This is a genomic window from Hymenobacter sp. UYP22 (genome assembly GCF_040547285.1).
In the GTDB taxonomy this organism is placed as follows: Bacteria; Bacteroidota; Bacteroidia; order Cytophagales; family Hymenobacteraceae; genus Hymenobacter.
Map to the genome: position 1 here is coordinate 21393 of NZ_JBEPPK010000003.1, position 22221 is coordinate 43613.

Sequence of the window (22221 nt, forward strand, 5' to 3'; positions counted from 1 at the left end):
AGCCTAATGTGACAACGTCCTTCGCTCAACTCAGGATGACAGTCCCTTTCCTTCCCTGATTCACAACTTCACAATTTCACCACCTCCCCCATGCTCATCCGCAACAAGCTGGTTTTGCGCTTTACCCTGCTGGTGGTGGGTATTCAGCTGTGCTTTTCCATCTTTATCTACTATTTCCAGGCCACCAACCGGGAGCAGCGGTTCATCAACCGCCTGGCCGGCAAGGCCACCATGACGGCCCGGGTGCTGGTGCGCCACGACAGCCTCAACCACGAGCTGCTGCGCACCATGCACCGCCGCGACCTGTTCACGGTGCCGGGCGAGCAAATCAGCATCTACGGCCCCGGCCAGCACCTCATCTACACCAGCGCCGACGACCTTAGCCAGAGGCTGAACTCCCGCTATCTGGGGCAGATTCGGCCCAACCGGCCGGTGCAGTTTACCGATGGGCCGCTGGAATCCATTGGGCTGTATTATGAGCGCAACGGCCAGCCCTACTGGATATTTGCGGCCGGCCACGACGACTTTGGGCACCGGCAAATGGAAAAGCTGGGCCTGATTCTGCTGGCCGCCAACCTGGGGGCGCTGGTGCTCATTATTCTGGCCGGCTGGTATTTCGCGGAGGAGTCGCTGAAGCCAATTTCGCGGGTTATCAGCCAGGTGGAGCGCATTACGGCCTCCCGCCTGAACGCCCGGGTGGATGAGGGCAACGGCACCGACGAAATTGCCCAGCTGGCCCGCACCTTCAACCACATGCTGGGCGGCGTGGAGCAGGCCTTTGAGTCGCAGAAAAGCTTTCTGAGCAACGCCAGCCACGAGCTGCGCACACCCCTGGCCTCAGTGCTGGGCACGCTGGAAACCGCCTATGCCTACGACACCGACCTGGCGGAAGCCAAACGCAGTATTAGCTCGGCCACCGAGGAAATCAAGAAGCTCATTGAGCTGACCAACGGCCTGCTGAGTCTGGCCAAAGTAACCGATGCCTCCCCCCGCCGCGACCTGGTGCGGCTGGATGAGTGCCTGACCCAGGCCATTGACTCCTGCCAGGCCCGCTACCGCGGCCGCCTGGTGCAGCTGCAGTTTGGCCTGCTGCCGCCCGAGGTGGAGGATATGTTTATGGTGCGCGGCAACGCCCAACTGCTCACCACGGCCCTGCTCAACCTGCTGGATAACGCCTGCAAATACTCCCGGGAAACCGTGCAGGCCGAGCTGGGCTACCTCTCCCCGGAAACCGTGCAGGTGCGCGTGACCGACCAGGGCATTGGCATGGAACCCCACGAGCTGGCCCGCATCTACGAGCCGCTGTACCGGGCTGGCACCGATACCAGCGCACCCGGCTACGGCATCGGCCTGCCCATGACGCGCAAAATCGTGCTCCTGCACGGTGGCTGTATCGAGCTGACCTCCGCGCTGGGCCGCGGCACCACCGCCACTGTGCAGCTCCCGGCGGCGGAGTAGTGGTGATGGGGAAGCTATTTAACCCAAGTTGCGGACCAGGCTCCGGTCCGGCGGCGGTACGCCGTCGGGCCGGTTGTAGGGCGCACGAGGCAGCCAGGTGCGAAACAATGGGCGGTAGGCGCTTTCGACAACCGGCCCGACGGCGTACCGCCGCCGGATCGGAACCTATTCCGCAACTTGGGTTAGTTAACATCTTCTAATTTCCTTCTCATACGGTTTTAATGTCGGCGGGCGTGTTTTGCGCCATGGCTGGACAACCAACCGTATCTGCTACTGCTTCGCGCAACCGGCTTCTGCTTGGATTGCTGCTGGCTACGCTGCTGCTGTCCACGGCCCTGAACCTGTATTTACTGTTCCGCGGGCCGGAGTACGCCACCGACTACGACCTGGACACGCAACTGCCCGAGCTGGTTACAGAAGTGGAGTTGCAGCAGGTGCGCCGTGCCCTGGCCGAGTGCCAGGCTGGCCATCCCGTTACGCCCGACACCCTCACTACCGCCACCGTTTCTCGCCACCCCTGACCGGGGCGGCCTTGCCGCTGCCAAGCGGCTTTTTTGTTTTCTCCCTTCCCCATGCTCCCTCGCCAACAACACGTTCTGAATGCCCTGGCCAGCTGTGCGGCCGCCTGCGACAACTGCGCCGCGCTGGGCCTGCCTACCCTTGCCTCTACTCCCACCCAACTCCGCAGCCTGCAGCTCAGCCGCGACTGCGCCGACCTGTGCCGGCTGGCCGCCGCCTTTGTGGCCCGTGAAGCCGAGCACGCTGTGCACATTCTGCGCGAGTGCGCCGAGCTCTGCCGGGCCTGCGCCAACGAGTGCACGCAGTTTGCCACCGACCACCACCGGGTATGCACCGAAGCCTGCCGCCGGGGCGAAGACGCCTGCCGCACAGCTTTCGTGTAGGCCGGTTTTAATGTTTTCTAATGTGAGCCTCACGCGGCTCTAATCCCGACAGCGGACTTTTACCGCACTAGCTTTTCTTCCGCGTCTTCCCCTTCGCATCGTATGCCCGCTCCTATTCTGAAATCCTTCCGCTGGCTCCTGCTGCCGCTGGCCTCGGCTACCCTGGCCGGCTGCGGGGCCAACTCCCAGGCCGAAACCACCAAGGCTGAAGCCCCGCCCACGCTGCCCACCACCCAGCTCACGGCCCGCGACACCATCCTGACTCACGACTACGTGGCCGATATTCAGGCGGTGCAGAACGTGGAAATCCGAGCCCGGCTGGAGGGTTTTCTGGAGCAGATTTACGTGGATGAAGGTCAGGCTGTGCGCAAAGGGCAGCCGCTGTTCCGCATCAATGACACCGAGTACAAAAGCCGGCTGAGTCGGGCGCAGGCGGCTTTGAGCAGTGCCCAAGCCGCCGCCCGCGTGGCTCGCCTGGAGTTGGAACGCGTGCAGCTGCTGACTAGCAAGGACATCATTTCCAAAACCGAGCTGGAGGTAGCCCAGGCCAAGTACCACGCCGCCCAGGCCGATATTCAGCAGGCCCGCTCCACGGCCGCCAACGCGGCCCTCATGCTGTCTTACACGATGGTAAAGGCCCCGTTTGATGGCGTCATCAACCGGATTCCGCTGAAAATGGGCAGCGTGATTGAGGACGGCACCCTGCTCACTACCGTGTCGGATATCAACGATGTGTTTGCCTACTTCAACGTGTCGGAGGCCGAGTACTTAGAGTACGTGAAGAAAAGTAAGCGCGACTCGGCCCGCAGTACCAACGTGGCCCACCTGCTGCTGGCTGATGGCTCCACGTACTCCGTGAAGGGCAAGGTGGAAACCGTGGAAAGCCAATTCCAGGCCAACACCGGCTCCATTGCCTTCCGGGCCCGCTTCGATAACCCCCAGGGCCTGTTGCGCCACGGTGCCAGCGGCAAGGTGCGCCTGAGCAACACGGTGGAAGATGCCGTGCTGGTGCCCCAGAAATCAGTATTCGAGATTCAGGATAAGAACTACGTGTTTCTGGTGGATAAGCAGGGGCGGGTGAAGCAGCACGCTTTCCAGCCCCAAACCCGCCTCTCCGATTTCTACGTGGTGAAAACCGGCCTCAAAAGCGGCGACAACATTGTGTATGAAGGCGTGCAGGACCTGCGCGACGGCGCTACCATCCGGCCCCAGCCCGTGGCCATGAATGAGTTGATTGAGGACGCGCGGTAGAAACTGCGCCCCTCTCCGCTTCAGCAAGGCGGGAGTAGGAATGATTAACGGCACCAGCAGCTTGCTGGCCCTGGTTTTTGCACGCTAAGCTGAGGGGACTGGCAGGCAACCAACCAGCGGAGAGCCCACCGTTCAACATGCCGGTTAACCACCCTATTCCCCCTTGTTCGGGCGCTATGCTTCTCCAGCCCACTTCCGACCCTCCCCCATACCCTGCACCCTATGCTCGCACTCTTTATTCGCCGGCCGGTTCTCTCGCTGGTGATTTCCTTGTTTATCACGTTTCTAGGTGGGCTGGCCTTGTTCTCGCTGCCAATCACCCAGTTCCCGGATATCGTGCCGCCCTCCGTGACGGTAACGGCCCGCTACACCGGTGCCAACGCCGAGGTGTGCGCCAAGGCCGTAGCTACGCCGCTGGAGCGGGCCATCAACGGGGTGCCGGGCATGACTTACATGTCGTCGGTGAGCAGCAACAGCGGCCTGACGGTGATAACCGTGTTTTTCCAGGTGGGTACCGACCCTGACCTGGCCGCCGTGAACGTGCAGAACCGGGTGCAAACCATCATCGATGAGCTGCCCGAGGAAGTAATTCGGGCGGGGGTGAGCACCGAGAAGGAAGTGAACAGCATGCTGCTCTACCTCAACGTGATGAGCGAAGACCCCAAGGTGAACGAGAAGTTCATCTACAACTTTGCCGATATCAACGTGCTGCAGGAGCTCAAGCGCATTGATGGCGTGGGCTTTGCCGAAATTATGGGCCAGCGCGAGTACTCCATGCGCGTGTGGCTGCAACCCGACCGCATGGTGGCCTACAACGTGTCGGCCGAGGAAGTGGTGGAAGCCATCCGGGCTCAGAACGTGGAAGCCGCCCCCGGTAAATCGGGGGAAAGCTCGGGCCAGGACGCCCAGATGCTGCAATACGTGCTGCGCTACACCGGCAAGCTCTTCGAGCCCAAGCAGTACGAGGACATTGTACTGCGCGCCAACCCCGACGGCTCGGTGCTGCGCCTCAAGGACGTGGCCCAGGTGAAGTTCGACGTGCTCAGCTACGGCATGGTGTCCAAGATTGACGGCAAGCCCTCGGCGGCCATTATGCTCAAGCAGCGCCCCGGTTCCAACGCTTCGGATGTGATTAAGCAGGTGAAGGAGCGCATGGCCGAGCTCAAGCAAACGTCCTTCCCCCCCGGCATGACCTACAACGTGGCCTACGACGTGTCGCGCTTCCTCGACGCCTCGATTCACGAAGTGCTGCGCACCCTGGTAGAAGCGTTTTTGCTGGTATTCGTGGTGGTGTACCTGTTTTTGCAAGACTGGCGCTCCACGCTGATTCCGGCGCTGGCGGTGCCAGTGGCCCTGGTGGGCACGCTGTTTTTCATGCAGCTGCTGGGCTTCAGCATCAACCTGCTCACGCTGTTTGCGCTGGTGCTGGCCATTGGTATTGTGGTTGATAACGCCATTGTGGTGGTGGAAGCCGTGCACGCCAAAATGCACGAGAAGCACCTCTCGGCTATGGATGCCACGCTGGAAGCCATGTCGGAAATTGGGGGGGCTATTGTAGCTATTACTTTGGTGATGTCGGCGGTGTTTGTGCCGGTGTCGTTCATGGAAGGCCCGGTGGGCGTGTTCTACCGGCAGTTCTCGCTTACGCTGGCTATATCCATCGTCATTTCGGGGGTGAATGCCCTGACGCTCACGCCGGCGTTGTGCGCGCTGATGCTCAAGCCCGTAGCGCACCAGGAAGGTAAGAAGCTGGGGCTGATGGACCGGTTTTTTGCCGGCTTCAACCGCCACTACGAGGCCCTGGCTACCCGCTACCAGTGGCTGGTGCGCACCGTGGCCAGTCGCCGCCTCATTACCATTGGCCTGCTCGTGGGCTTTTGCCTGGCAACCTGGGGCGTAAACTCCGTGCTGCCCAGCGGCTTTATCCCCACCGAGGACCAGGGCATGGTGTACGTGAACGTAACAACCCCGCCCGGCGCCACCGTGGAGCGCACCGAAAAAGTGCTCGACGAAATTCAGAAGGTTGCCGCCAAGCTGGGCCCGGTAGAATCGGTGTCGACGCTGGCCGGCTACAGCCTGATGAACGAGGTGGCCGGGGCCTCCTACGGTATGGGCATGATCAACCTCAAAACCTGGGACGACCGCCAGGAATCGGTAACCGACCTGATTGCCCAGCTCAACGAGCAAACCAAGCACATCCACGACGCCGACATTCAGTTCTTCCCCCCGCCCACGGTGCCGGGCTTCGGTAACTCCAGCGGCTTCGAGCTGCGCCTCCTAGACAAAACCGGGCGCGGCGACCTGCCCGCCACGGCTCAGGTAGCCAACAAGTTCATCACGGCCCTTACCAACACGCCGGCCGTGGGCGGGGCCTTCACCGGCTTCGATGCCAGCTTCCCCCAGTACCTCATCCACGTTGACCAGGACCAGGCCGCCAAGAAGGGCGTGACGGTGGACAAGGCCATGAGCACCCTACAAACCCTGATGGGTTCGTTCTACGCCTCCAACTTTATCCGCTTCGGGCAGATGTACAAGGTGATGGTGCAGGCCGCCCCCGGCTACCGCACCAGCCCCGAGGACGTGCTGAAGATGTACGTGAAAAACGACCGGAATGAGATGGTACCCTACTCCAGCTTTGTGCGCCTGGAGCGGGTGTACGGCCCCGAGCAGCTCACCCGCTATAACATGTACACCTCGGCCATGCTCAACGGCGACGCAGCCCCGGGTTTCAGTTCCGGCGACGTAATTAAGACCATTGAAGAAGTGGCCGCCAAGGAGCTGCCCCGGGGCTACAGCTACGAGTGGAGCGGCATGACCCGGGAGCAAATCCTGAGCGGTAACCAGGCCATCTACGTATTTGCGGTGGTATTGCTGTTCGTGTACCTGCTGCTGGCGGCCCAGTACGAGAGCTTCCTGCTGCCGCTGCCGGTTATCCTAAGCCTGCCCACCGGCATCTTCGGGGCCTTCCTGTTCCTGAAGCTGCTGGGCCTGGAAAACAACATCTACGCCCAGGTTTCCCTGGTAATGCTCATCGGCCTCTTGGGCAAGAACGCCATCCTCATCATTGAGTTTGCGGTGCTCAAGCGCAAAGAGGGCCTCTCGGCGCTAGAAGCGGCGGTGCAGGGCGGGTACTCCCGCCTCCGCCCCATCCTAATGACGAGCTTCGCCTTCATTGCCGGCCTGATTCCGTTGACCATTGCCTCCGGGGCCGGTGCCCTGGGCAACCGCTCCATTGGCACGGCGGCGGCCGGCGGCATGTTTATCGGCACCCTGTTCGGCGTCATCCTGATTCCAGGCCTCTACGTGCTGTTTTCGCGCCGGAGCAAGCAGGAGAAGAAGCGTAAGCAGCTCGCCGAGCCCACCGAAACCTTGGAACCCGCCCACGCCTAATTGCACGTGGCTCCCCTCCTCGTCAGCTAAGGAGGGGAAACAACTCTAGCCTCGCTAGCCCCATGACCTTATCAACCTCAATACGCCCCCTCACCCACCGCCTGCTACCCGCTTTGGCCGCGCTAACCCTGGCGGCCAGCTGCCGGATAGCCCAGCCTACCGTGCAGCCGGCGGCGGCTACCATGCCGGCAGCCTTTCTGGCTACGGCGGCTACCACTGATTCCTCTTCCATCGCCAACCAACCCTGGCGGCAGTTTTTCGGGGACCGGAACCTGGTGGGCCTGATTGATACGGCCCTACAGGCCAACCCCGATCTGCGCACGGCCATTCAGCGCATCGAAATTGCGCGGGCTACTTTGCAGGTACAGCGCGGGGCCCTGCTGCCCACCGTAAACGGGGTAGCCAGCGCCGGCGTGGAGAAGTTTGGCGACTACACCCTTAATGGCATTGGCAACTACGACACCAACCTCTCGCCCAATATCGAAGGCCGACAGCGCATTCCCAACCCCACTCCCGACTTCTTCCTGGGGTTGCGCAGCTCCTGGGAAATTGACCTCTGGGGCAAGCTGCGCCAGCGTCGGCAGGCCGCGTACCTACGGGTGCTGGCCTCGGAAAAGGGCCGGCATCTGGTGGAAACGTCGTTGGTAGCCGAAGTAGCCCGGCTGTATTTCAACCTGCTGGGGCTGGACAACGAGCTGGCGGTGCTCAACAAAAACCAGCGCCTGCAGGAGCGGGCCCTGGATATTGTGCGGGTGCAGAAGCAGGCCGGGCGCGCCAACGAGCTGGCTGTGCAGCAGTTTACCGCCCAGCTCCTACGCACCCGCAGCCTGGAAGCCGAAACTCAGCAGCGCATTGCCGCCTCCGAAAACGCCCTAAACCGCCTCCTGGGCCGCTACCCCCAACACATTGCCCGGGGCCTGCCCATTCTGCAGCAGCCCCTGCCCACCCAAATACAAGCCGGCCTGCCCGCCTCCATGCTCCTGCGCCGCCCCGATGTGCAGCAAGCCGAGTTGGAGTTGGTGGCTGCCCGTGCCGATGTAGCGGCCGCCCGCGCTGCCTTCCTGCCCACGCTCACGCTCACGCCGTTTGTGGGCGTGAATGCCTACCGGGCCTCGGTGCTGTTTAACACGCCCGGCTCCCTAGCCTACGGGCTGCTCTCGGGCCTGAGCGCGCCCCTGCTCAACCGCAACGGCCTCAAAGCCGACCTGCGCCGCTCGGCCGCCGAGCAGCAGATTGCCTACAACGACTACCAGAAGGCCGTGCAAACCGGTTTCGAGGAAGTGAGTACCAGCCTGCGCGGCATCGGCAACTACCAACGCATGTTTGAGTTGCAACAGCAGGAAGTGGCCGCCCTCAACAAAGCCGTGAGTGTGTCCGACGACCTGTACAAGGCCAACTACGCTTCCTACCTGGAAGTAGTAACCGCCCAGCGCAGCGTGCTGGAAGCCGAGCTCAACCTGACTCAAACCCGCCGCCAGCAGTTCCTGCTCCTCATCGACCTCTACCGCGGCCTGGGCGGCGGCTGGACGCCGGCAGCATCGGTTGAGAAGTAAGCATTTGCAGTAAACAGCGAAGCGGAATCACCGTATTGGTGGCTCCGCTTTGCTGTTTATACGTCCCGGTCCGGCGGGCGCAGTCCGTCGGACCGGTTGCCGCGTGCTGAAGTTGTTACGTCGTCGTTCCATCGTTGTCGTCCGGATGTCAGCATACTTCAACCGGTCCGACGGGCTGCGCCCGCCGGACCGGGGGCCACTTCTGCACACTACCACGTCCCGCAGTCATCCGAGCCGATGGGGGCACCGTCGGGCATGGGGAGGGCGGGCGCGGGCTGGAATTTCTCGGGGTTATCCTCGAACTGCCGGATGGTGCGCAGGGCAGCCAGGGCAGTGGCGCGGCGGCTTTCCTCTTTGGCCTTTTGATCCTTCTGAAGCTGTTTTTTCAGGTCTTCGACTTTCAGGGCGGCCAGGGCTTTCACGCCTACCGGGGCTTGCGGGGCGGCGGCCAGGGCCAGTAGCTTTTGCAGCGTCAGCATCTGCACGAGGCGCTGCAGCTCCCCGGGGTAGCCGGCTTCGGGCCGGGACTGCCAGGTAGCGGCCAGCAGCTTATCCAGTACCGCCCCGAGGCCGGGCTGCTCGGCGTGGCGGGCGTGGTACTCCTCCAAACGCGCCGCCCGCTGGGGGTTCAGCAGAAACTCCAGCGTAGTAGCCGCCGCTGATTCGGCCGCACCCAGCGGGTCGAAGGTGAGGCCGGTGCGGGCGGGGAAGGTTTCGCGGCTGCGGCCGTAGTTCACGGGCCGGGGCGGAATCTTCGTCAGCAGCTCCTCCGACAGGGCCAGCTCCCGGGGCGAAATTGTGCGCAGCAGCGCGTCCAGAGCCTTCCACTGCTCGGCGGGTTCCAGCAGTTTGGTGGTAGTCTGGCCGTCGCCTTTCACGGCGTAGGTGTAGTAAAGGCCACCCAGTTCCTTGGAAACGGCCTCCACCTGGTAGCGCTGCAGCAGATACATGGGCACCAGCACCTCCTCCAGCATGGCCATGGGCTGACCGGGGGCCAGGGCTTTTTCGGAGAAGCGGGCCAGCAACTGGCGGCGCACGTCCATCAGGCGGTTCAGCTCGTCGGCAGCGTTGGGGCCGTCGTCCCAGAGGTGGGCCGTGGGGTGGGCTCCGCCGGCGGCCCGGGCATCGGCATCGGCCATGAATACGTAGCCCTCGGCCAGGGTTCGCTTCATGATGGCGTCCAAAGCGGCTTTTTCATCGGCCCGGGAGCCGAAATCCTGGTAGCCGTAGAGGATGGCGCGCTTGTCCCAGCTGCCGATGCCGGTGGCATAGGCCTCGCTCAAATCAATGCTGCCATCGGCGCGAGTTTTGATACGGGGCATGGGGTAGTCCATCACCGACGACCGTTCCTTGGTGCTGGCCGAGTAGTTGTGGTAGAGGCCCAGGGTGTGGCCCACCTCGTGGGCGGCTAGCTGGCGCAGGCGGGCCACGCCCATTTGCAGCATTTCGGGGCTGGTGGGCTTGCCCTCCTCATAAGGCTGCAGCAGGCCCTCGGCAATCAGAAAATCCTGGCGCACCCGCAAGGAGCCCAACGATACCTGCCCCTTGATGATTTCGCCGGTGCGCGGGTCTGTAATGCTCGCCCCGTACGACCAGCCCCGGGTAGAGCGGTGCACCCACTGAATGAGGTTGTAACGAATGTCCATGGGGTCGGCGTCCTCGGGCAGCAGCTTCACCTGAAACGCGTTGCGGTAACCGGCTGCCTCAAACGCCTGATTCCACCACGCGGCCCCTTCCATGAGGGCGGAACGCACGGGCTCGGGCGCCCCTCTGTCCAGGTAGTACACAATGGGCTCCACGGCCTCGCTCTGGGCCGCCGTGGGGTCTTTTTTGGTGAGGCGGTGCCGCACCAGTTGCCGCTTCAGAATGGGTTGGTCGATGGGCGTGGCGTAGTCCATGTACTCATTGGCGAAGAAGCCGGCCCGGGGGTCGAAGGCCCGGGGCTTGTAACCAGCATCGGGCAATTGCACGAAGGAGTGGTGCATGTGCACCGTCACGGCGTTCGGGTCGGGGGTAACCGACTGAATTTCGCGGCCTTTGGCTTTACCGGTGAGAGTGATAATGGCCTCAAACTCCGAGTTCTGCGGGAAGCCCTTGGTATTAGGCAGAAACACCGCCGAGCGGCTTTCCTCAGCCTTAAAACTGCCCTGTTTGAGGTCTTCCAATTTGTCGCCAATCTGGTGGGAGTCGCGCAGCAGGAAGGGCGTGAGGTCGATGAGCACTCTGTTACCTTCCTGCGCCTCAGCCTTGAAACCCCAGATAACCGACTGGGCAAACGCCTGCTCCACCGATTTGCGCTCCTCGGGGTTTGGGCTTACGGCCCGGTAGTCGTAATTGGGCTGGAGCAGCAGAATCTTGGGGCCGCTTTTCACGAACTTCACAATGCGCGTCTGCCCGATCTGGCCCCGGTCGAGGCCCAAATCGTTGGAGCCTACGCCCTGGGGCAGGCTGCTCACGTACAGAATTTCCTGGTCGAGCTTGTCGATTTCCAGCAGGATGCGGCCGCCTTTCTCGTCCCAGTAAAACGGGAAATAACCCGAAAATTTCTGAAGGCCTTTCGTCTTTTCGGCCAGGGTTTGGGCCGAGGCCAGCGGCGCACTCAGCAGGAAGCCGCCAAGCAGCAGGGAGTAGATTTTTTTCACGCAGAAAAGGAGAATAGTCGGGAGCTGTAAGGTAAAGCCGGAAGTTGGTAGTTGGGCGCAGGCCGGATGGGTTTTATCTGACTTTACAGCGGCTTGTGGGTATAGTTAATCAGACTGTCATTCCGAGCGAAGTCGAGGAATCTTGCGTGCTGAGGTTGTGATGGTAATCCAACGAAGCGGTAGAGCTGCTTCGACAAGCGGACGCCAGATAAAGCATGACGTTATTCTAGCAACAACATCAGCACGCGGGATTCCTCGCGCTGCTCGGAATGACGTCCAAACAACGCGGTGGAAATACCCCGGCTTTGCTCTGCCTGGTCGGCTGGTATGACGGGCGCGTTAGCAGGATGCAACGCGCAACCGGAGACGGGTATCTTACGGCTTGATTCCCCTACTCTATTCCTGTGCATTTTCTACACTCTGCCCTGCTACTGGCAGCTTTGCCCCTGGCCACGTTGGCCGCATCCAAGCCCCTCACCGCCCGCGAAACCCGTAACCTCTCGGCCCTCACCAAGCTGGTGGGCGACGTGAAATATTTCTACCCTAACCGCCACACGGCCCGCCTGAGCTGGGAAACGGTGCTGGTGCGCAGCATCCCAGCCGTGCGCCGAGCCCGCACCGATGCCACCCTGGCCCGCACTCTCGACAGCCTGCTACGGCCTTTGGCCCCGGAAATTCGGTTCACCATAGGCACATTGGCAGCGGCGCCGAACAGTTTTGCATCGTTAGGAGCAAGGCCCTATCACTTCTGGGAGCACCACAGTCTGGGTCAGGATAAAACCGGGCTGCCGGTGGCCCGGCTGATGTTGAAACTGGCGGGCATTCCCTACGCTAGCACCATCCGAGTGGCTTCGGGGGCGGTAGCCGACAGCCTGTTTCCGAGTGGGCAGCGCCAGTATACCACCGCCCTGACCGACTCCGTGCAGCTGGAACTACCACTAGTGCTTACGGAGGCGCAGTACCGGCAGCGGCTTTCGTACCGGTTGAGGCGGCGGGTGCGGCGGTTATCAGCCACCACGTCGGAGCAGCGGCTGGCAACGGTTATGCTCACTTGGAATATTCTGCAGCACTTTTATCCTTACCGCGCAGTGCTGGAGCAGGCTCAGTGGGAGGTAGCCCTTCCAGCGGCCCTGCAGCAAGCGGCTCAAGCCTCCACCGAAGCGGAGCTACTGGCCGCCTGCCGCACCCTGCTGGCCCACCTACCCGACCGACACGTGGCCATCGGCCCTAAAACCCGTACCGGCCTGCGCATCGTGGACCCGCCCTGGGCCTTGCAGCTGGCGTTAGTTGAAGGTCAGGTAGTGCTGCGGCAGGTCCCTGCGGCGCTGCGACCAACAGCAACCCGGGGCACCGTGCTTACCCACGTAAATGGCCAGCCGGTGGGTGGTCTGCTCGACACACTGCAAACCAGAATACCAGCCACTTCCCCAGCCGTAGCGCGCCAACTGGCCTCCGAGCAGCTCCTTACCAGCCTCGCCACTAAAGCCCCGGCGGCCACCTTCACTCTCCGCGACTCGCTGGGCCGCAGCACCACTGCCCACTGGACATTCCGGCAGCTGCGGGGTAGCCTGTACAACCAGGCACCGCCAGTCCAGGAGCTGGCGCCGGGGCTGGTGTACGTGGATGCTACCCGCCTGCGCTATTCGGATTTTGAGCGAGACCTGCCGCAGTTGCAGGCCGCCCAAGGCGTGGTTATCGACCTGCGCCAGCGCCCCCATTATGACCTGCTGCGCATCCTGCCTCACTTCACCGAGCAGCCGCTGCTCACGGACAGCCTGGCAATGCCGGTGCTACGCCAACCAGGCTTTGAACACCCCACTTATTTGGGAGATAAGCCCGCCCGGAAGCTGCCGCAGCTGCCGTTTATTGCTGCGCCCAAAGTGTTTCTGGTGGGCCCGCACACTTACAGCTACGGCGAAACCATTACCGAGCTGGTACGGCGCCACCGGCTCGGCGTGCTATTGGGCCAAACTACCGGCGGCACCAATGGGGAAATGAATTTTGCGGCCATCGGGCGGGCGTACCTGCTGAGCTGGACCGGACGGCGGGTGGTGAGTCGCGGCAGCTCGTACCAAGGTGAGGGTATTGCGCCGGACGAAGTGGTTACGCCCACGCTCCGCCAGGTAGCCGCCGGGCAGGATGCGGAGGTAGAGCGGGCCGTAGAGCTGCTGCAGAAAAACCAGCGTCCCAACTGAGGTTTTGTGGGTGGCCGGTGCGGGCCTGCAATAGAGGAGCTTAAGACTTTTGCCGGCTCTGGCGGTTATCTACCACGGCTATTTTCACCAGCCCGTGCGTACCTCATCCATACTCCCTTCAATGGCTACGAACACCACCTCTCCCGCCAAAACCTTCACGCTGGGCGGCGACCTGACTGTTAACCGCATAGGCTACGGCGCAATGCGCATCACCGGCGACGGTATCTGGGGTCCACCCCAGGACCACGCCGAATCCATCCGGGTGCTCCGGCGCGCCGTGGAGCTGGGCATCAATTTCATCGATACCGCCGACAGCTACGGCCCCAATGTATCCGAGGAGCTGATTGCCGAGGCCCTGCACCCTTACCCGGCCGGCCTGGTCATCGGCACCAAAGGCGGGCTGCTGCGCACCGGCCCCAACCAGTGGCCCATTGATGCCAGCCCCAAGCACCTGCGCGAAGCCCTGGAAGGCAGCCTAAAACGCCTGAAACTGGAGCAAATCGACCTTTACCAGCTCCACCGCATCGACCCGAATGTGCCGTTTGAGCAGACGCTGGAGTTTCTGCAGCAAGCCCAACAGCAAGGCAAAATTAAGCACATCGGCCTCTCCGAAGTAACCGTGGAGCAGATTCAGCAAGCTCAGCAGGCGGTACCAGTGGTGTCGGTACAGAACATGTACAGCGTGGACAACCGCAAGTGGGAAGACGAGTTGACGTACTGTGAGCAGAACGGCCTGGCCTTCATTCCGTGGTACCCACTGGCCGGCGGCAACCAAGAGGCCCTGAGCAAACTCACCGAAATTGGGCAGCGCCACAACGCCAGCACCCAGCAAGTAGCCCTAGCCTGGCTACTGCACCGCTCCCCCAACATCCTCCTGATTCCGGGCACCTCTAAAGTGAAGCACTTGGAAGAAAACGTGCAAGCCGCTGCTATTCAACTTTCTGCTGAAGATATGGACACCCTAAATAAGCTCGGTGACGAGTAATTTGTCCTGTTCTGTCTAATAAACAGTCATTCCGAGCGAAGTCGAGGAATCTCGCGTGCTGACGTTGCAGTAGTAATCAGACATCAGCACGCGAGATGCTTCGGCCTCCGGCCTCTGCATGACGTTCAGGTCTTGTTCTGACGTTACTTCCTCTCCACTATGCCCCAACCATCTAATCTGCAACGCTTCCTCGACGCCCAGCAACGCGACTACGCCACGGCCCTAGCCGAAATCCGAGGCGGGCGTAAGCGCAGCCATTGGATGTGGTATATCTTCCCGCAAGTGCAGGGCCTTGGCTACAGTGAAACGGCCCGGTTTTACGCCATCCAGAGTCAGCAGGAAGCCGAAGCCTATCTGCAGCACCCGGTGCTGGGTCCGCGCCTGATAGAAATCAGTGAGGCCCTAGCTAGGCTGGAAAGCAACGATGCTACCCGTATCATGGGCAGCCCGGATGATGTGAAGTTGAAGTCGTCGATGACGCTGTTTGCCGCACTGAAAGGTACCAGCCCGGTTTTTCAACGCGTATTAGATAAATTCTTCAGCGGCGTGTCGGACGAGAAAACCCTGCAAATCCTGCGGCATAATCCGTAGCAGCCAACGCCACAATACTACTTGTCATTCCGAACGAAGGGAGGAATCTGAGTTAGCCTGCAAACGGTCAACCCAGATTCCTCCCTTCGTTCGGAATGACTGGTTCAGGGCTTCAGCACCGCCTCAATCTGGGCCAGTTCATCTGCACTGAACTGCAGGTTTTGCAGGCAGCGAAGTGAGTCAGTGAGCTGCTCGGGTTTGCTGGCGCCGATGAGCACGGAGGTGATTCGCTCGTCGCGCAGAATCCAGCTGAGGGCCATTTGGGCCAGGCTTTGACCGCGCTGCTGGGCCAGCTCATTGAGCTGCTGCACTTGGCGCAGACGCTCGGGGGTGAGCTGGGTTTCGGTCAGGAAGCCCACACCTTTGGCAACCCGCGAATCTTCCGGGATGCCGTGCAGGTACTTGTTGGTGAGTAGGCCTTGGGCCAGGGGCGAAAACGGAATGCAGCCCACGCCTTCCTCTTCCAATAAATTGAGCAAGCCATTTTCCACCCAACGCTCAAACATGGAGTATTTGGGTTGGTGAATCAGGCAGGGCGTGCCCAGCTCCCGCAGAATGCGAATAGCCTCGGCTGCTTCCGCGGGCTGGTAGTTACTGATGCCCACGTACAGGGCCTTGCCCTGCCGCACCACATGGTCGAGGGCCGACATGGTTTCCTCCAGGGGAGTATCCGGGTCGGGGCGGTGGGAGTAGAAAATATCCACGTAGTCCAGCTTCATGCGCTTGAGGCTCTGGTCGAGGCTGGAAATAAGATATTTGCGGGAGCCCCACTCGCCGTAGGGTCCTTCCCACATGTGGTAGCCAGCCTTGGTGGAAATAACCAGTTCATCGCGGTAGCCTCGGAAATCCTCTTTCAGGATGCGGCCGAAGTTGGTTTCGGCCGAGCCGGGCGGAGGGCCGTAATTGTTGGCCAAATCGAAGTGCGTAACGCCACTATCGAAGGCCCGGTGTAGGATGGCCCGGAAGTTCTGGAGCACGTCCACGTCGCCGAAGTTGTGCCAGAGGCCCAGCGACACGGCGGGCAGTTTCAGGCCGCTACGGCCGCAGCGGCGGTAAGGCATATCGGCGTAGCGGCCGGGATTGGGTTGATAAGGCATGTTGGGGAGGAAGTTGAATTGGGGCCGTAAGTACGCAGAACCCGCGGAAAGCAAGCTGAGCGGCAGCCAATTTTTACGCTCAGCCCCACTATCTTTCCTCGCCTGACTTTTCCGAACAGTGCATTTCAATATCTGCTTTATCCGATGCCTACCCCACAAATTCGCTCCCTCCGCCCCTTTATCGGCGCAAAAGAATTCGCCACGTCTCGTAGCTTCTACCAGGCCTTTGGTTTCACCGAAACGGCCCTGTCGCCGGCCATGTCCCTGTTTACGCTCGAAGGGGTGAGTTTTTACCTGCAGAATTACTACGCGCCTGAGTGGGTAGATAACACCATGCTGTTTCTGGAAGTGGAAAATGTGGAGCAGTACTGGCAGCAGCTGACGGCGCTGGATCTGCCCGGGCAATTTGCCGACGTGAAAGTGCTGCCCATCCGACACGAGGACTGGGGCAAAGAATGCTTCGTACACGACCCCGCCGGCGTACTCTGGCACATCGGCGAGTTCAACAAAGGGTAGGTAGCTTCTGAACGAATACACCAGAACAGTCATGCAGAGTACAGCGAAGCATCTGGCGTGCTAACGTTGCTATGCTATTCAAACGTCAGCACGCCAGATGCTTCGCTGCGCTCTGCATGACGTTATACCATTTTCTGAACAGCTTTACTACCCGGTTTACCCCGCCCCTATGCCTGCCCAGAACATCATCCGTGACCTGCAACTGCTGCCCCATCCCGAGGGCGGCTACTACCGGGAGACCTACCGCTCCGCTCACCCGCTAACCACCGCCGAGGGCCAGTCCCGCAGCGTCAGCACAGCCATCTACTACCTGCTCGAAAACGAGGATAAGTCGCACTTCCACCGCATTAAGTCCGATGAGTTATGGTTTTTTCACCAGGGGCAGGCGCTGGAAATCATCCTGCTCACTCCCGGCCAGCCCACCCGCCTCACCCTCGGCCCCGACTTTGCCGCTGGCGAGCTGCCCCAGGCCGTTATTCCGGCGGGCGTGTGGTTTGCGGCCCAGGTAAAGCACCGCCCCGGCTACGGCCTCGTCAGCTGCACCGTAGCCCCCGGCTTCGATTTCGCCGATTTTGAGCTGGCCGAACGAGCTGCGTTGCTGCGGGAGTTTCCGCAGGCGGCGGACGTAGTGGAGCAGTTTACGAAGGCCGTTTTGTAGTACAGTGTCATGCTGAGCTTGCCGAATCCTCTCCGCTGCTACAAGTGCATTGCTGGGTGCACTTGTAGCAGCCAATGAGTAAATCACTTCCCGGTTGAATCTTCTATCTGACTAAACTGAGGTAGAAGAAAGGGGGTAGTTGCTCCGGGCTGGTGCCGGCGTGGTAGTGCCCGTAGCAGACGGCCTGCTCGTCACGTAGAAATTCCACCGGCATCGGAGGGCTTATGCATGTCGTGGGAAGTCAACTGTGCAAAACAAGAGGGCTGGGCGCACACCCCGTCGGTATACAACAGCCGTGAGGTTGGAGGCCTGCCTTTTAGCAGTTCAGAGCGCCCATCTTATTTGCTCATCACTCGGCCCGCAAACTCAGCACAGGGTTGCGGCGGGCGGCCCGCCAGGCCTGCACGCTTACGGTGAGCCAGGCCACGAGCAGAGCCCCCAGGCCCGCGGCGGCGAAGTACCACCACTGCCACGCCACGCGGTAGGCGAAGCCTTCCAGCCACCGCTGCATCAGCAGGTAGCTCAGGGGCAACGCCAGTACGATGGCCACGACGACCAGCCAGGTCAGGCTGCCGGTCAACAGCCACACAATACCCAGCTCACTCGCGCCCAGGGCCTTGCGGATACCAATTTCCTTGCGCCGCCGCTCGGCCGTGAAGGCGGCCAGCCCTAGCAGGCCCAAGGCGGAAATGAGAATGGCCAGCCCGGCAAAGTAGCGGGCGAGCACCGCCACCCGCCGCTCGGCCACGTACTGGGCCTGGTAGTCGGCATCCAGAAACGTGTAGTCGAGCGGAAAGCCGGGGTTGTAGGCGGCGTACAGCTGCTGAAGCCGCGCAATGGTGGCCTGCTCCGCGCCCGGCTGGAGCTTCACCAGCACCGTGTTAATCTGAGGGTCGAGCCGGAGCAGCAGGGGCTTAATTTTTTCGTGCAAGGACTCGTAGTGGAAGTCGCGGACCACGCCCACGATGCGGCGCCCGTCGAGTTGCTGGCCCACGGGGTCCGGCATCCCTAGGCCGGCCACCAGAGTTTGGTTGACGAGGATGGCGGCGGTGTCGGCGCGAAACTGTGGCGCGAAGCTGCGGCCGGCTACCAGGTGCATGCCCATTGTTTCTACCAGGTCGTAGTTGACCAGCATCGTCGCAACGGGCAGGCGCTTCCCCCGCCAGCTCATCTCCTCGATGTGACGCTCCCCTAGAAAGCCGCCTAAAACGCTGGATGCCTGCACGACTCCGGGCAACTTCCTCACCTCGGCCAGAAAGGTCGCCTGCTGGCGCGCCGCCTTGCCGCCCGTATCAAAGCGGAGCACGTGCGCCTTGTCGTAGCCCAGCGGCTGGTGCTGCACAAACGCCAGCTGCGCGTTGACGACTACCACGGCCACGATGAACAGCACCGAAAGCGTGAATTGCAGCACCACCAAGCCCTGCCGCGTCCACACGTCGCCGGCCTTGGTCGGCAGCTTGCCTTTCAGCACAATTGCCGGCTGAAAACCCGACAGGTAGAACGCGGGGTAGCTACCCGCCAGCAGCCCCGTACCCAGCGCCAGGGCCAGGCCGGCCCCCACCAGCGGCCACTCCCAGCGCAGGGCCAGCGGCTTGCCCGTCAGCTCGCTGAACTGCGGCAGTACGAGCTGCACCAGCCCCACGGCTACTACCAGGGCCAGCAAGGCCATCACCACCGACTCGGTCAGGTACTGCCCCACCAGCGCGGCGCGGCTCGCCCCCAGGGCCTTGCGAATGCCCACTTCCTTGACCCGCCGCGAGGCTTTGGCCGTGAACAGATTCATGAAATTGATGCTGGCAATCACCAGAATGAGCCCGGCAATCAGGGCGAACAACCGCACGTACGTAATGCGCCCCCCGGTGGCGACGCCGTTTTCGTAGGTGCCGTGCAGGTACCCGTCTGCGAACGGCCGCACGAATAGGGTGCGCCCTTGGGCCTGGGCCTGCGCGCTTTTGGTTTTCAGCAAGCCCGCCAGCTTCGCTTGAAACTGCGCGGGGTCGGCCCCCTCCTTCAGGGCCAGGTAGGTGTTGAAGGGGCCGTCGTCGTCCCACTTGATGGTCTCGCTCATCTGCATCAGGTCCTTGAAGGCGGCAAACGGCAGCACACAGTCAAACTGCTCGGACGAGTTGCGAGGCACCCCGGCAAATACCCCGGCCACCAGGCAGGTCTGTTTTTTGTCGGCCATTTGCCATTGCACGGCTTTGCCCAAGCTGTTCAGCGGCGACCCGAAAAGCTTAGTTGCCAGGGCTTCGGAGAGGACCACGGCGTTTTTATCCCGCAGCACCGTAGCGGGAGTGCCTACCAGCAGGGGGTAGGAAAACAGCTGGAAGAAGGCCGGGTCTGCGTACTTGGGGACGGCATTCAGGTGCTGGCCGCCCGCCGCCAGCGTGAACCCGGGGAAGAACGGGACCGGCGTGGTGGTGGCCACCAGTTCAATCTCCGGCATTTCCCGCCGCAGGGCCTCGGCCAGCAGCGGCATGGTGCCGGTCTGCGTCTCGATGCCGGCGGCCGTGCGGCGGTTTTCCATCACTTGATATAGCCGGCCATCCAGAGCATGGTACCGGTCAAAGCTGTACTCGTCGCTACTCCACAGGTAGATGAGTAGCGCGCTGGCCAAGCCGGTCGAGAGGCCAATCAGGTTGATGAAGAACGTGCTTTTGAACCGCTTAAAGTTGCGGTAAATGAGCAGCAGGGAGTAAGGCAGCATGGCCAAAATGGGGAGGAAACGGTTAGAATTGGCTGCGGCTGTTTTCGAGCACCACCTGCCCGTCGAGCAGGCGGATGACGCGCCGGGCGTACCGGGCGTCGTGCTCGGAGTGCGTGACCATGAGCACGGTGGTGCCCGCTTCGTTCAGCTCCGTCAGCAGGCCTAGCACGTCGTGGCCGCTGGCCGAGTCGAGGTTGCCGGTGGGCTCGTCGGCCAGCAGTAGCGGCGGGGCGTTCACCACGGCGCGGGCCACGGCCACGCGCTGCTGCTGCCCACCCGAGAGTTGCAGCGGAAAATGGTTGCGCCGGTGCAGCAGCTGCATTTTCTCCAGCACCTGTTCTACTCGCTGCCGCCGCTCGGCGCTTCCCACCCCTAGGTAGCGCAGGGGCAGCTCCACGTTCTCAAACACCGTCAGCTCGTCAATCAGGTTGAAGCTCTGAAACACGAAGCCCAGGCTGCGCTTGCGCAGCTCCGCCCGCTGGCGCTCGGAGTAGCGGCTGGTTTCGGTGCCCAGCAGTTGCAGGCTGCCGCCGTCGGGCTCGTCGAGCAGGCCTAGCAGGTTGAGCAGCGTCGATTTGCCGCAGCCCGAGGGGCCCATAATGGCCACAAACTCCCCCTGCTCCACCGTCAGCGAGACGTGGTTCAGCGCCTTGGTTTGCACCTCCTCGGTGCGGTACACCTTTTCCAGGTTTTCGGTCTTAATCATACGAGTTACCTTTTTGTGGTCAAGTAGAAGTTGTTTATAAAGTTGTTCAAAGGTCATGCTGAGCTTGTCGAAGCATCTCTACTGCTTCGGCAGGGCCTTGCAATGAAGCGGTAGAGATGCTTCGACAAGCTCAGCATGACGTTCAAGAGTTAAATTTTTAGACTTCCTGAACAGCTTCGTAATTACTGGGATACCTATGGCCGGCCGCTATCCAGCACCAGCTCCTGCTGGTCGGCATAGCCTTCGTAGCTAGAAGTCACGACTTGGTCGCCGGGTTGCAGGCCCGCCAGCACTTCGTAGTAGTCGGGGTTCTGCCGCCCTAGCCGGATGGCTACCCGCTGGGCCCGGGTACCGTCGGACGTCAGCTTGAACGCCCAGTTGCCCACGGTTTGCTGGTAAAAGCCGCCTTTGGGCAGCAGCACCGCCGGAGCCTTGGCGCTCAATGCTAGCCGAATGGGCAGGGTCTGGCCCCGCCGCAGGCCCGGTGGCGCGGGGCCGGTAAAGGCCAAGTCGATTTGCAGGCCTTTGGCCACTTGGGCGAAGATTTTGGTTACGCGCAAAGCATACGCCTGGCCATCCACCACCACTTCCCCCACCTGACCGGCCGCAATGCGGGCAATGTAAAACTCGTCCACGGCGGCGTGGAGCTTCACGCCCGTCAGCGCGTCAATCTGCCCTAGCCGCTGGCCCCGGGTTTTGGCCTCGCCCACTTCCGCGGCCAGCGAGCTAAGCCGCCCGCCGACCGGGGCCCGCAGCAGCAGGTCGTCCATCTTGCGCCGCATCAGGGCCAGGTTGCTGGTCATGCGCTGCACCGATTCCTGCATGGTGCCCAGCTGCTGCTGCATAGCCACCGAATCCTGGCGCAAGGTCTGCTGCGTGAGCTGCCGCCGGCGCTGCTGGTAACGGTAGGCGTTCTGGCTTTGCAGGTATTCCTGCTGCGCAATTGCCTTCAGGTCGTAGAGTACTCGGTTCGTTTCAAATACCCGCCCGGCCTCGGCCAGTTGAAAGTCGATGTCGGCTAGCTGGTTTTGGCGCAAAATGCGGTTTTGTAGCAATTGGTTGCGGGTGTTGCGCAGATTGTTCATCAGGTCGTACACGGCCGTTTCGCGGTTTACCATCTCCAGTTGCAGGTCGGGGTTAGCCAGCCGCAGCAACGGCTGGCCCGCCGTTAGGGTCGCGCCTTCTTCCACTAGTACTTGCTGCACCGTGCCGGCCTCGGCCGCGTCCAGGTACACGGTGTGCAGGGGCTGCACTACCCCGTCGATGGCCGTAAATTCCTGAAAGTTACCCCGGGTGACGGGACTGATAGTCAGCCGGCTGGCCGCCACGTGAAGCCGCTGGCCCGGCCTAGGCCAGTAGAGGGCGGCTGCGCCCGTGCCCGCTAGCAGCAGGGCCCCCAGCCACCACCAGCGGGTAATAACCGACCATTTTTTCTTCGGTATCAGGACATCCATTTGATTTGGCGCAGGCACTAGCCGCATATAACCAGTTACCAACGGTGCCAAAAAAGGTGCCTGGCTTGCAAGTACCTGCCAATCAACTGCATGCTTTAAAACTGCCGTAACCAATC

16 protein-coding genes are annotated in these 22221 nt (G+C 61.7%); 11 read left to right on the forward strand and 5 right to left on the reverse strand.

What is annotated here, in order from left to right; genetic code table 11:
• The first annotated feature begins 90 nt into the window (after window positions 1-90).
• The 6 genes from ABIB60_RS06290 (at window position 91) to ABIB60_RS06315 (ending at window position 8554) form a co-directional block, all read left to right on the forward strand.
• Window positions 91-1458 (forward strand): ATP-binding protein, encoded by a 1368-nt coding sequence (locus ABIB60_RS06290; RefSeq protein WP_354578525.1) that lies wholly within the window; start codon window positions 91-93, stop codon window positions 1456-1458.
• Window positions 1459-1703: 245 nt separating this feature from the next.
• Window positions 1704-1979: a hypothetical protein gene (locus ABIB60_RS06295; RefSeq protein WP_354578526.1), complete on the forward strand. Its 276-nt coding sequence runs from the start codon at window positions 1704-1706 to the stop codon at window positions 1977-1979.
• A 51-nt stretch (window positions 1980-2030) separates the two neighbouring features.
• Complete coding sequence (locus tag ABIB60_RS06300) at window positions 2031-2360, forward strand: four-helix bundle copper-binding protein (protein WP_354578527.1); 330 nt, start codon at window positions 2031-2033, stop codon at window positions 2358-2360.
• A gap of 102 nt (window positions 2361-2462) precedes the next feature.
• Window positions 2463-3611 carry an efflux RND transporter periplasmic adaptor subunit gene (locus ABIB60_RS06305; protein WP_354578529.1) on the forward strand — a complete coding sequence of 383 codons (1149 nt, stop codon included), beginning with the start codon at window positions 2463-2465 and terminating at the stop codon, window positions 3609-3611.
• A gap of 222 nt (window positions 3612-3833) precedes the next feature.
• Complete coding sequence (locus ABIB60_RS06310) at window positions 3834-7001, forward strand: efflux RND transporter permease subunit (protein WP_354578530.1); 3168 nt, start codon at window positions 3834-3836, stop codon at window positions 6999-7001.
• A 62-nt stretch (window positions 7002-7063) separates the two neighbouring features.
• Entirely contained in the window at window positions 7064-8554 is a 1491-nt protein-coding gene (locus ABIB60_RS06315) for an efflux transporter outer membrane subunit (RefSeq protein WP_354578532.1), read from the forward strand.
• A gap of 209 nt (window positions 8555-8763) precedes the next feature.
• Here the strand turns inward: ABIB60_RS06315 and ABIB60_RS06320 are convergent, their stop codons facing one another.
• Window positions 8764-11196, reverse strand: coding sequence for a zinc-dependent metalloprotease (locus ABIB60_RS06320; protein WP_354578534.1), 2433 nt, complete (start codon window positions 11194-11196; stop codon window positions 8764-8766).
• Window positions 11197-11600: 404 nt separating this feature from the next.
• Between ABIB60_RS06320 and ABIB60_RS06325 the strand changes: the two genes are divergently transcribed.
• From ABIB60_RS06325 to ABIB60_RS06335, 3 genes are all read left to right on the forward strand, one after another.
• Window positions 11601-13391 carry a S41 family peptidase gene (locus tag ABIB60_RS06325; RefSeq protein ID WP_354578535.1) on the forward strand — a complete coding sequence of 597 codons (1791 nt, stop codon included), beginning with the start codon at window positions 11601-11603 and terminating at the stop codon, window positions 13389-13391.
• 121 nt (window positions 13392-13512) lie between these two features.
• On the forward strand, window positions 13513-14376 hold the full coding sequence (locus tag ABIB60_RS06330; RefSeq protein ID WP_354578537.1) for an aldo/keto reductase: 864 nt from the start codon (window positions 13513-13515) through the stop codon (window positions 14374-14376).
• 159 nt (window positions 14377-14535) lie between these two features.
• Entirely contained in the window at window positions 14536-14967 is a 432-nt protein-coding gene (locus ABIB60_RS06335) for a DUF1810 domain-containing protein (protein ID WP_354578539.1), read from the forward strand.
• Between the two features lie 104 nt (window positions 14968-15071).
• On the opposite strand, the gene mgrA is transcribed toward ABIB60_RS06335, so the two are convergent.
• On the reverse strand, window positions 15072-16064 hold the full coding sequence (gene mgrA / locus ABIB60_RS06340) for an L-glyceraldehyde 3-phosphate reductase (RefSeq protein WP_354578540.1): 993 nt from the start codon (window positions 16062-16064) through the stop codon (window positions 15072-15074).
• A gap of 144 nt (window positions 16065-16208) precedes the next feature.
• Here mgrA and ABIB60_RS06345 point away from each other — a divergent pair, with 144 nt between their 5' ends.
• Both ABIB60_RS06345 and ABIB60_RS06350 read left to right on the forward strand, forming a co-directional pair.
• Entirely contained in the window at window positions 16209-16580 is a 372-nt protein-coding gene (locus ABIB60_RS06345) for a VOC family protein (RefSeq protein ID WP_354578542.1), read from the forward strand.
• Window positions 16581-16749: 169 nt separating this feature from the next.
• Entirely contained in the window at window positions 16750-17238 is a 489-nt protein-coding gene (locus ABIB60_RS06350) for a cupin domain-containing protein (protein ID WP_354578544.1), read from the forward strand.
• A 349-nt stretch (window positions 17239-17587) separates the two neighbouring features.
• Here the strand turns inward: ABIB60_RS06350 and ABIB60_RS06355 are convergent, their stop codons facing one another.
• From ABIB60_RS06355 to ABIB60_RS06365, 3 genes are all read right to left on the reverse strand, one after another.
• Window positions 17588-19945 (reverse strand): ABC transporter permease, encoded by a 2358-nt coding sequence (locus ABIB60_RS06355; RefSeq protein ID WP_354578546.1) that lies wholly within the window; start codon window positions 19943-19945, stop codon window positions 17588-17590.
• A 22-nt stretch (window positions 19946-19967) separates the two neighbouring features.
• Window positions 19968-20651 (reverse strand): ABC transporter ATP-binding protein, encoded by a 684-nt coding sequence (locus tag ABIB60_RS06360; RefSeq protein WP_354578548.1) that lies wholly within the window; start codon window positions 20649-20651, stop codon window positions 19968-19970.
• A 194-nt stretch (window positions 20652-20845) separates the two neighbouring features.
• The gene (locus ABIB60_RS06365; RefSeq protein ID WP_354578549.1) at window positions 20846-22105 is read right to left on the reverse strand and encodes an efflux RND transporter periplasmic adaptor subunit; all 1260 of its coding nucleotides are present in this window, start codon (window positions 22103-22105) and stop codon (window positions 20846-20848) included.
• Window positions 22106-22221: the final 116 nt, after the last annotated feature.